General features: G+C 70.9%; 8 protein-coding genes. 1 reads left to right on the top strand and 7 read right to left on the bottom strand.

Going from position 1 to position 9,111, the window contains the following annotated elements; genetic code table 11:
* Nucleotides 1-20: 20 nt before the first annotated feature.
* From BJP40_RS13250 to ngcE, 5 genes are all read right to left on the bottom strand, one after another.
* A complete protein-coding gene (locus BJP40_RS13250) occupies nt 21-1,115 on the bottom strand; it encodes a sugar ABC transporter substrate-binding protein (RefSeq protein WP_071271907.1) in 1,095 nt (364 codons plus the stop codon).
* 122 nt (nt 1,116-1,237) lie between these two features.
* A complete protein-coding gene (locus tag BJP40_RS13245) occupies nt 1,238-2,485 on the bottom strand; it encodes an ROK family transcriptional regulator (RefSeq protein ID WP_071280541.1) in 1,248 nt (415 codons plus the stop codon).
* 366 nt (nt 2,486-2,851) lie between these two features.
* Nucleotides 2,852-3,796, bottom strand: coding sequence for a carbohydrate ABC transporter permease (locus BJP40_RS13240; RefSeq protein WP_071280540.1), 945 nt, complete (start codon nt 3,794-3,796; stop codon nt 2,852-2,854).
* 16 nt (nt 3,797-3,812) lie between these two features.
* A complete protein-coding gene (locus BJP40_RS13235; RefSeq protein ID WP_071280539.1) occupies nt 3,813-4,736 on the bottom strand; it encodes a carbohydrate ABC transporter permease in 924 nt (307 codons plus the stop codon).
* Nucleotides 4,737-4,959: 223 nt separating this feature from the next.
* On the bottom strand, nt 4,960-6,408 hold the full coding sequence (gene ngcE, locus BJP40_RS13230; protein ID WP_071280538.1) for an N-acetylglucosamine/diacetylchitobiose ABC transporter substrate-binding protein: 1,449 nt from the start codon (nt 6,406-6,408) through the stop codon (nt 4,960-4,962).
* Nucleotides 6,409-6,912: 504 nt separating this feature from the next.
* Here ngcE and BJP40_RS13225 point away from each other — a divergent pair.
* A complete protein-coding gene (locus BJP40_RS13225; RefSeq protein ID WP_071280537.1) occupies nt 6,913-7,515 on the top strand; it encodes a DUF4291 domain-containing protein in 603 nt (200 codons plus the stop codon).
* A gap of 13 nt (nt 7,516-7,528) precedes the next feature.
* Here the strand turns inward: BJP40_RS13225 and BJP40_RS13220 are convergent, their stop codons facing one another.
* Both BJP40_RS13220 and BJP40_RS35520 read right to left on the bottom strand, forming a co-directional pair.
* A complete protein-coding gene (locus tag BJP40_RS13220; RefSeq protein WP_071280536.1) occupies nt 7,529-8,206 on the bottom strand; it encodes a L,D-transpeptidase in 678 nt (225 codons plus the stop codon).
* Nucleotides 8,207-8,385: 179 nt separating this feature from the next.
* Nucleotides 8,386-9,111 (bottom strand): collagen binding domain-containing protein (locus BJP40_RS35520; RefSeq protein WP_256220733.1); only part of this gene is annotated, 726 nt, incomplete at its 5' end.

Genomic DNA, 9,111 nt, shown 5'->3' with positions numbered 1-9,111 from the left:
CCGCAGCCCGGGGCCTTCGGCTACTTGATGCCGGCGGCGTCGCAGGCGGCCTTGTACTCGGCCGTGCAGATGTCGGCGGCCGTGTAGACCTTGTCGAGGATGATCGTGTCGGCGATGTTGTCCTTGGTGACGACCTGCGCGTCGTACAGCTTCGCCGGGATGCCCTTGAACTCGCCCGTCAGGCTGGTGACCGTGGTCGGGGTCAGGTGCTCCCACTTCTCGCCCTTGAGCAGGGCGACGGCGATCTCGGCGGTCGTCTCGGCCTCGGGGCGGATCTGCTTGTAGATCGTGAAGGACTGGTCGCCCTTCAGGATCCGCTGGAGACCGGCGAGCTCGGCGTCCTGGCCGCCGACCGGGACCTTGACGCCCTGCTTGCTGAGGGCGGTGATGATGCCGCCGGCCATGCCGTCGTTGGCGGAGTAGACGCCGTCGAAGCCGTCCTTGCCGAGCGAGTCGATGGCGGCGCCCATCTTCTTGCTGGCCTCGTCCGGGGACCAGTCCGGGATGTCCTGCTCGTAGACGATCTTCCCGACCTGCTGGTCGAGGACGCTGTGGGCGCCCTTCTTGAACAGCGGGGCGTTCGGGTCGGTCGGCGAGCCGTTGATCATGACGACGTTGGCGTCCTTGGCCTTGTCGCCGAGCGCCTTCACGAGGCCCTCGCCCTGGAGGCGGCCGATCTTCTCGTTGTCGTACGAGACGTAGGCGGCGATCGGGCCCTCGGCGAGGCGGTCGTACGCGACGACCTTCACGCCCTTCTTGTCGGCCTGCTCCACCCAGGACTTCGTCGCCTTGTAGTCGACCGCGTCGAGGATGATCACCTTGACGCCCTGCGTGACGAGCGCGTCGAACTGCTTCTTCTGCGTCTCGGTGTCCTGCGCGGCGTTGTTGTACTTGACCTCGCAGTCCTCGCAGAGCTCCTTGATCTTCGCCTCGATGATCGGGCGGTCGAAGGTCTCGTAGCGCGTGGTCTTGTTCTCGGGGAGCAGCAGGCCGATGGTCTTGCCGTCGCCCTTGTCGCCGGCGCTGTCGCCGCCGGCCTGGCCGCACGCGGCGAGGGAAAGGGCCATGGAGACCGCGGCCGTGCCTATGACGACGCGACGCGTCATTGCGTTCATGTGGGTTACCTCCCTGACGAGGCCGCGTCACTGCGGCCGAGGTGGCTGTGAGTCAACTCGGCCGCTCCCCCTACCGTCAAGGAGTAAATGTTTAACGAGATGACAACGGTGCCATGCGTTATCTAAATGAACGCACCCGTAGTCGCCTCCGCGGCGGCCCGGGACGCGCTGCGGGGCCCGGACGGGCGGCCGGCGGAGGCGGAGGTGTCCAGCAGCGTCGAGTCGCCCATCTCGCTGAGCACGAGCGCGAGGGCACCCAGCACCTCCGCGCGGCCCCCGAGGGCCCCGGGCGCCACGGAGAGCTGACGGGCGGCGCTGGGGATGGCGTAGCGCGACACGGACTCCCTGATGGGCACCAGAACCAGCTCGCCGGCCTCCGCGAGGTCCCCGCCGAGGACCACCCGGCTCGGGTTGAGCAGGTTGCAGAGGTTGGCGACGCCGCTGCCGACGTGCCGCCCCACGTCGGCGATCACCCGGCGGCAGCCCGGGTCGCCCTCCCGGGCCAGCTGGACGACCCGCTCCATGGTGAGGTCGGGGCCGTGGCTCGGCTGGAGCAGCGGCAGGACGTACCGGGCCGCCGCGAAGGTCTCCAGGCAGCCGCGGTTGCCGCAGCGGCAGACCGGCCCGGACTCGTCGAGCGTGATGTGGCCGATCTCCCCCGCCGTGCCCCCGGGGCCGCGGTAGATCTGCCCGTCGATGACGAGTCCCGCGCCGACGCCGCTCGCGACCTTGATGTACGCGAGGTCGCGCACGCCCCGGCCGCCGCCCCACACCAGCTCGCCGAGCGCGCCGAGGTTGGCGTCGTTGTCGACGTACACGGGCACCCCGAGGCGGGCGGAGAGCTCCTGGCCGGGGTTGATGCCGCTCCAGCCCGGGAGGATCGAGGTGGAACCGAGCGTTCCGGACGAGACGTCGATGGGCCCGGGGACGCCGAGGCCGACCCCGACCACCTTGTCCTGGCCGATTCCGGTGGTCGCGATGAGCCGCTTGACCAGCTGCTCCGCGCGGTCGAAGCCGTCCGCGGCGGAGGCGTCCACGTCGAGCGGCTCGGCCTCCTCGGCAAGCACCTGGTGGGCGAGGTTGCCGACGGCGACCCTCAGGTGGGTGTGGCCGAAGTCGACGCCGATCACGATGCCGGCGTCACCGCTGAGCGAGACGCTGCGGGCCCGGCGGCCGCCCGCCGAGGTGGGCGTGACCTCGACCGTGCCGCCCTCCTTGAGCTCCCGCACGATGTTGGAGACCGTCGCTGCGGACAGCCCGGTGGCCCGGGCGATCTCCGCCTGGGTGAGGGAACCGGCCATCCTCACGGCCCGTACGACCCGCTCAAGATTGGCCCGATGCAGCGACGTCTGCGACCCGGGAGTCTCCATCGACCCACTCACTCCTGCCGTTTTCTCCAACATGTGAACTCTAAGCTGAGCGTTTACGGTTGCCCCCCGTCAAGGCCTTGAGCATCACGAAGCTCCTATGAGCGGGTAATGTCACGAGAAAACCGATATGTCGGGAAACACCCATACAGAAACCGCCAGCCCGGTGGCCGAGACCACGGGGCGGCGGTTCACGGTTCGTACGGTCGCCGGGGCCGACGACTCCGGCGCCGGGCGGCGCGGGCGGTCGGACGGGCGGCGGCGGCAGGGGGGTGGGCAATGGGGTGGGATGCGGGTGGCAGGAGGAGCGGCAGGCGGGAGGTGGCCGGCCTCAGGGGCAGGCGCGCGGTGGCCGGGCGGCCGTCCGCGCTACTTCAGGGCACCCGCGGTGAGCCCCGCCTGGACCTGCCGCTGGAAGGCCGCGTACACGACGAGCACCGGCAGCATGGCGATCATCATGCCCGCCATCAGCGCGCCCCAGTCGTTCTCGTAGCCGTTCTGCAGGGCGATCATGGCGAGGCCCTGCGTGAGGACGTACGTGTCCTCCTCCTGGTTCAGCACCATCGGCAGCAGGTACTGGTTCCACTGCCCCAGGAAGTTGAAGATCCCGATGCTGATCAGGCCGGGCTTCGCCATCGGCAGCATGACCTGGAAGAACGTCCGGGTGTGGGACGCCCCGTCGATCAGCGCCGCCTCCGCCACCGACGTCGGCAGCGTCCGGAAGAACGCGGTCATGAAGAAGACCGTGAACGGCAGCGAGTACGCGATGTACACCAGGATCAGCCCGTGGTGCGTCGCCAGCAGGGAGCCGCCGGGGAAGTCCCGCAGGACGAAGAAGAGCGGGATCACCAGCATGAAGACCGGGAAGGACATGCCGGCCACGAACAGGTAGTAGACGAACCGGTTGCCGGGGAAGGTGAAGCGGGCCAGCACGTACGCGGCCATCGAGCCCAGCACCATCGTGCCGACCACGGAACCGCCCACGATGATCGCCGTGTTGAGGAAGTAGCGGCCCATGTTCGCCTGGTTCCAGGCGTTCGCCCAGTTCTCCCAGCGGAGCACCGTGGGCAGTCCCCAGGGGTCGCTCAGGATGCCGTTGCTGTCCTTGAAGGAGCTCCACAGCACCCAGAGCAGCGGTACGCCCACCATGAGCGCCCACAGCACGAGGATGCCGTGCGAGAAGACGTTCAGCGTCCGGCCCTCGGCGAGCCGCCCGGGGGCGGGCCCGAGCGCCCCGGTCACGCCCGCCGTCCCGCGGGGCCGGGCCGCGGTCCCGCGGGTTCCGTCGGTCTTCTGGATCTCTTCTGTCGCCATCGGCGTCGTCGTCCCCTCAGTACTCGATCCGCTCGCGGCGCCCAAGGCGCAGCGCGAGGACGGCGAACGTCATGGTCACGACCAGCATGGCGACGCCCATGGCGGCGGCGTAGCCGTACTGGCTGTCGCGGAACGCCGTCTGGTAGAGCCGCAGCGGCATGACGTCGGTGGCGCCGTCCGGGCCGCCCATGTTCACCGACATGATCTGCACCAGGGCGAAGGCGTCCAGGGCGATGATGCCCATGTAGACCCAGCCGGTCTGGACGGTGTCCCAGAGCAGCGGCAGGGTGATGCGGAAGAAGGTGTGGAAGCGCCCCGCGCCGTCCAGCAGTGCCGCCTCGTAGACGTCGCGCGGGATGGAGGCCATCGCGGCGGAGAACAGCACGACGTAGAAGCCGACGTGACCCCAGACCATGACGGCGCTGATGCACCAGAGGGCGATGCTCTTCTCCCCCAGCCACGCGTTCTGCAGCCCCTCCAGGCCGAGGGCGCCGAGCAGGGCGTTGAGCATGCCGTCGTCGGGGTCGGGATTGTAGATGTTGAACCAGATGACGGCGATGATGGTGATGGAGATGACCTGCGGGAAGAAGAAGACGAACTTGTAGAACCGGGAGCCCGCCACCCCGGTGACGAGGTCTCCACGGCGCCGCCGGCCGCCCACGTTCAGCATGAACGCGAAGACCAGGCCGAGCCCCAGGGTGACCACGGGCACGAGGGCCAGCATGGAGACGTTGTGGCGCAGGGCGTTCCAGAAGTCGTCGCTGCCCCAGAGGCGCACGAAGTTGTCGAAGCCGACGAAGCGCGCACTGCCGACCAGTCCGGACCAGTCGGTCATGGAGATCTGGAACGCCTGGACGAAGGGCGAGACGACGAAGACGCCGTAGACGAGCAGGGGCAGGGCCAGGAAGCCCACGATGATCCGGTACTTGCCGTGTTGCATGGGCTCCCCGGTCCTCCTCTTCGGACCCGTTTCCGGTGCTGCCGCCGCGCCGCGGTGCGACGGTGCTGCCGCTCGCACCGCCGCGCGGCCGTTCGGACCTGCGCCGCCGGGTGGCCGCCGCCAGGGCGGCACGGGCGGGTGGCACTGCCGACGGCGGCGGACGCGACGGTGCGGCTGGTGGCGGTGGCCGTGGTGGATGCGGCGGTACGGCTCGGTGGTGGCGTCAGGCGGTGCGGGTGAACTTGGTGACGGAGCTGTCCTTGGCCACCTTGTCGGCTTCCGCCTGCGCTCGTCTGATCCAGTCGGCGGCCTTCAGTTCCCCGGCGAGGAGCTGCCCGGTGAGGCCGCCGATCTTGTCGTCGGTGAGCGCCGGGTACCACTCCTGGAGGTGGAGGCTGACGACGTCGTCGCCGGCCGCCTCGAACACCCGGCTCGCCGACGCCAGGCCCGGGGACAGGCTCATGCCCTCGGTCGCGCCGACGACGCACGTCAGGGACTTCACCTTGGTGGCGAAGTTCTGGGCGTGCTTGCGGGAGAGCATGATGCGCAGCATCTCCATGCCGCCGACGGGGTTCTTCCCCTTCGCGGCGACGATGTACGGCTCGCTCGGCTCGGCCCGCAGGGTGCCGTGCGGCATCGCGTCCCCGGCGCCGCCGTCGAAGAGGGCGCCCACGGCCATGCGGAAGTCCGCGGGGGTGGTGGGTGCCGCCTCGTTCTCGACCCATGAGCCGTTGGGCAGGAAGACGGCCTTCCCCTTGTTCCAGGCGGTCTGCGACTGGATGTGCGTCAGCCCCTTGCTGCCCTCCAGGAAGTAGCCCTTCGCGGCGAGCTCCTCGTAGTGCTCGACGGTCTGCCGCACCGCGTCGTTCGACGTCCAGGCGTTCGGCTCCAGGTTGTCGATGGCGATCCACTTCTCCATGCCGCCGATCTTGGCGATCTGCGCGAACAGGTTGAAGTGGACGTAGTAGGGGTACTTCCCGGCGTACGTCCAGGGCGCGAGCCCCGCCTTCTTGATCTCGCCGCACAGCGCGACCATCTCGTCGAAGCTCTTCGGGTACGCCCAGCCGCGGTCCTCCAGCAGCTTGTCGGAATACCACGTCCCGTAGACGGTGAAGGCGTAGTACAGCACGTCGAAGGCGGAGCCGTGCCGGCCCTTCTCCACGGTGCTGGGGTGGATGGTGTCGCGGACCTTCTTCGCCGGGTCGTCGATCGACGGCGCGTCGAGGAGGGCGGTGAGGTCCTGGAGCTGGCCCTGGGAGGACAGCTTGTTCATGTCGAGGTGGTCGGCGCCGGAGTTGTCGATGACGTCCGGCGGGTTGCCGCCGGCGAAGCGCGGGGTGAGCTTGGGTCCGATCTGCTGCGTGCCGGTGTGCTTGACCTCGGCCTTGTAGACGGCCTTGAAGTCGGCCTCGGCGTCCTTGGCGTACTCGTCCCCGAGACCGCCCTTGAAGATGAACGCCTCCAGCGGCACGCCCTCCTTGACGCCCAGCGGGTTCTTCTCGGTCTTCTCGCCGGCGGGCGCCTGGCCCCGGCCGCCCTCGCCGCCGCCCCCGCCGGTGGCGCAGGCGGACAGGAAGCCCAGGGCGGGGACGGAGACGAGGCCGAGTGCGGCGGCCCGCTTGATCAGGTCGCGCCGGTCGGGTGCGTCACGGTGGTCGGAGGGGGATCCCATGCTCACGTCCTCGCCTTCTCCAGGACTCGGGCGGTGCGCCGGTCGCCCGATACGGCCTGCCTGGGCGAACGGCCGCGCCACCGCGGTCTGCTGCAACTGGGTCGTGCCGAGTCGTACAGGTCTGTGCAGGGTGGTGCGCCGTCGTACCGGAGCCGCGTCCGCGGACGCGACGGGTGCCGACAGGTATAGTCCACTGGACGTCAGCGGGGCAAGATCGACAACAGTTTTCGGCGCGAGTCTTTCCCCGGACCGGTCACCGCGCCCCGAGCGGACGCGTCCGTTCCGCCCTCCGTCCCGGGTGCGCCGCCCCGACCGTACGCTCCCTCGAAGGGCCTCACCGCACCCCGCCCACCGGCCCCGCGGCCCGTCCGGGACACCCGCGGGTCCGCCCCGCGCACCCCGCGGCGCGGGCGGCACCGGGCGCGGGCCGCCGGTGTGCGCGTCCCGCCCAGGCACCGGAAATCCGGTGGCCCGGGACGGGGAGGCCGGTCCACCCTGAGGCGCATGAGCGAGCCGTACCGCCGCATCCGGGCGGTCCACACCGACGCCACGGTCACCGTCTACCAGGCGTACTCTCCCGCCCTCGGACTGACCGCCGCCCGCGACGGCCGGTTCCCACCGGCCTGGAAGCGCGACCGGATGACCTGGATCAAGCCATCGTTCCTGTGGATGATGTACCGCTGCGGCTGGGGGCTGAAGGAGGGGCAGCAGACGGTCCTGGCGGTGGAGATCCGCCGCGAGGGCTTCGACTGGGCGCTGCGCCACGCCTGCCTGTCCCACTACGCGCGCGGCCTGCACACCGACCGGGCCGCCTGGCGACGGGAGTTGCGGCGCGCCCCCGCACGGGTGCAGTGGGACCCGGAGCGGGACCTGCGGCTGCAGCCGCTGCCGTACCGCTCCCTGCAGCTGGGGCTCACCGGCGAGGCGGCCCGGCGGTACGCCGACGAGTGGACGGTGTCCATACGGGACGTCACCCCGCTCGCCCGCGAGGTGCACGCGCTGGTGCGCGGGGGCGACCTGGCCGCCGCAGGGCGGCTCCTCCCGGTGGAGGAGCCCTATCCGGCGGACGGCGGGCTGCTCCACCGGCCGGCGCCGGGCGGAACGTGACCCCGCCGGGGGGTCAGCCGGCAGTGCCGGGCTTCGTGCCCCAGACGTACACCAGGTCCTCCAGCGACAGCAGATCCCACAGGGCGGCCGCGTCGTCCATCGCCAGGTTCACGCAGCCGGCGGAGCCGCCGCCGTCGAAGAGCCCTTCCGGGCGCCCGTGCAGCGCCTGGCCGCCGTCGAAGAACTGGGCGTACGGCATGGGCACGTCGTACAGGGTCGACACGTGGTCCTTGCTGCGCCAGTAGACGGAGTGCAGGCCGGGCCGGGTCTCCTCGCTGTCGCGGCCGCTGCGGATGGGCACCGGTGCAAAGACCACCGTGCCGGACTCCTGCACCCACAGGATCTGACGGTCGAGGTCGACGCACGTGACGAGCCGGTCGCGTTCCGGGCAGCGGCCTTCGGCGTTGGGGTCGGTGCGGGCCCGCACGGCCACGAGGTGGCGGTACGTGGCGAGGCCGGCGTAGCCGTCGGCCGGCTCGACGCCGTTGTCCTGCTGGAACCGCCGGACGGCCACGCAGTCCCCCGGGGACTGGACGCCGTCGACGGGCCTGCCCAGGGCCTCCTCCATCGGCCGCTGGTAGGGGCCGGTGGGGGCGGTGCAGTCCGGTTCCGCCCCGGCGGCGGCGCCGCTCCCGGCGGGCCCGAGGGCCAGGACGAGAGCCAGTGCGCCGAGGAAACCCGTCCTGGTCATGTCTGCCCGCCTTCCGATGCCCGTCCGCCGCAGTCGCCGCGTGTGGATCCACCCTTACCAGCGGGCCGGTCCGGCCGCCCAGGGATGAGCGGCCGGACCGGTGACACCGGGTCGGGTGCGTCAGCGGGACCCTGCCGGACCCGCCGCACCCCGGGGGTGGAGTCCCCGGCGAGTGTCCGTCACAGGGTGCGGTCCCTGCCCTTGCCGCCCTTGCCGGGCTCGCCGCGCTGGTTGGCGACCTCCACGACGACCTCCTCGCCGAGGTTCTCCTCCGTGAGGACGTACGGGCCGGTCACGGGGTCCTCCGGCAGCACGTAGCCCTCGGGCACGGCGGTCTCCCGGAGGTAGTACGTGCCCGCGGGGAGCTCCGTGAAGGAGCAGACGCCGATCTCGTCGGTGGAGCAGCCGGCTCCCTGCCGGGTGTCGGGCCGAGCGCCGCCCGTCTGGAGGCCGGCGACGCCGTTGGTCTCCCGCCACAGCTCGAACACGGCGCCGGGGAGCGGTTCACCGTTCTTGGCGTCGGTCTTGTGGATCCAGAGGCTGCCGCGTGCGGGCTGCGGGGTGCGCGCGTTGGAAGCGGTGACCTGCACGCCCCGCTCCGCGTTCGACGCGTTCAGCTCCAGCGGACCGAACACCGCAGGATCCGGCAGCTCGTACCCCTCCGGCGCCCCCACCTCACGCCAGTAGTACGCACCCTCCTCGACCGTCCGCGCACACACACCCTGCGCGTCCGTCGTACACACACCACCCACCCGCGTGTCCGCACCCGCCCCCGACACCTGCAGACCCGCGACCCCGTTCGTCTCCTCCCACAACTCGAACCGCGCCCCCGGCAACACCGCACCACTGTCCGCATCCCGCTTCACCACCCGCACCTCACCCCGCACAGGCTCAGGCGTGCGCGT

This window comes from Streptomyces sp. CC53, from assembly GCF_001865245.1.
Taxonomy (GTDB): domain Bacteria; phylum Actinomycetota; class Actinomycetes; order Streptomycetales; family Streptomycetaceae; genus Streptomyces.
The sequence above is the reverse complement of the archived record's forward strand: the minus strand, read 5'-3'. Positions and strand labels throughout refer to the sequence as shown.